A 1,300-nucleotide genomic window follows, 5' to 3' on the forward strand; every position below is an offset into this window, starting at 1 on the left:
GTGAGCGCCCGTCAAAGAGCCGTCTCATACGCCTTTTGACTCCCCGCGCGGGCTTCACCATACTGCGATATTTCGCCCTGTTGCGGCAAGCGTGTGCCCGCGGGCGCGGCGGTTCCCTTTGCCGCTTGACAAATACAGGATAAATGCTGTATCTTATATTCGTGACGAACAAGCAGGTAATGAAAATCCTGAAGCAGCACGGGTGGATTCTTGACCGTGTTTCAGGTTCGCATTACGTGTTTGAAAAATCAGGACTGCGTCCTGTGCCTGTTCCGTATCATGGCAGCAAAGATTTGGGCGATTTTGCCAAAGAAATTCTGAAAGAAGCCGGCATCACTGTTTAGGAGGAAATCGTTATGGTATATTATTGTGAAATTGAAAAAGAGGACGGCAGATATATTGTCCGTTTCCCCGATATGCCGAATGTTAAAACGTGCGGCGAAAGTCGTGAAGAAGCCCTGTGCATGGCGGAAGACGCGCTTAACGCTGTTCTTGAATCCGAAGTTGAACACGGTTTTTCGACGCGCCCTCCGGTCTATGCAAACGGGTATCCTATACCGGTAGCAGCTAATATCCTTTTATCATTGCAGCTTCGGCGGCTTCGCGGAAATCTGAGCCAGACGGACGTTGCAAAAAAATTAGGAATGACCTACCAATCATACCAGCGCTTGGAAAATCCGCGCAAAGCGAATCCAACGATAAAAACGCTTGAAAGAATTGCGCGTGTGTATGACCGTCAGCTGAGCGTTACGCTGTAACTGGGCGTAAAGCAATTGCGGCTTGCAGAAAACCGCGGAGGGACTGCCAAGCAGCGCCTCCGCGCTTGCTTGCTTCAAGCCTCGCTTGCCGCCGCGAATAGCCCATAGTCCCGTATCATGCCGGTAAAAACCCGAACGCATAAGCCCGCGGTTCTTTCGAGAGGGAGCGTTTTTTGTGCGGGGACTTGCCAAAAAAATATGTTTTGTGCTATATTTATGGGCGAGGCGGCGCTGTCCGCTTATCTGTGCTGTGCAGGGTTTGTTGGTTCCCTGTTTTTCTGCTCTAAAGCCTTCTGGTTTTTGTTCACCGGCACGGTGCGGAACGGCGCTGCCTCTTCTTCTCCTGTTTCTGTGTAAATTAAAACCCTTGTGCGAAAGCAAAAAGATCTTGGCGCTGTTCCCGCCGGTATGCCGAAGCGAAACTCTCCCAGTGTTGATTTGCATAGCGGCGGCGCTCTTTTTTTCAGCGCGGCGCAGGCTGCCGTTTCGGGCAGCCCTCTTGCGGGTGCCGTCTATGCGCGGAAATTGGGCTGCAAGCAGCC

Annotated in this window: 2 protein-coding genes; both read left to right on the plus strand. The window is 51.8% G+C overall.

From position 1 onward, the window contains the following. The first annotated feature begins 179 nt into the window (after positions 1 to 179). The gene (locus AWU74_RS05640) at positions 180 to 344 is read left to right on the plus strand and encodes a type II toxin-antitoxin system HicA family toxin (RefSeq protein WP_238579938.1); all 165 of its coding nucleotides are present in this window, start codon (positions 180 to 182) and stop codon (positions 342 to 344) included. A 12-nt stretch (positions 345 to 356) separates the two neighbouring features. Next, positions 357 to 758, plus strand: a complete 402-nt coding sequence (locus tag AWU74_RS05645; protein ID WP_062328468.1) for a type II toxin-antitoxin system HicB family antitoxin — start codon at positions 357 to 359, stop codon at positions 756 to 758. Positions 759 to 1,300: the final 542 nt, after the last annotated feature.

It is taken from the genome of Treponema endosymbiont of Eucomonympha sp. (assembly GCF_001028545.1).

Bases quoted from the DNA above. Each gene is read 5' to 3' on its own strand.
- AWU74_RS05640 (WP_238579938.1), top strand. From the start codon at position 180: ATGAAAATCCTGAAGCAGCACGGGTGGATTCTTGACCGTGTTTCAGGT.
- AWU74_RS05645 (WP_062328468.1), top strand. From the start codon at position 357: ATGGTATATTATTGTGAAATTGAAAAAGAGGACGGCAGATATATTGTC.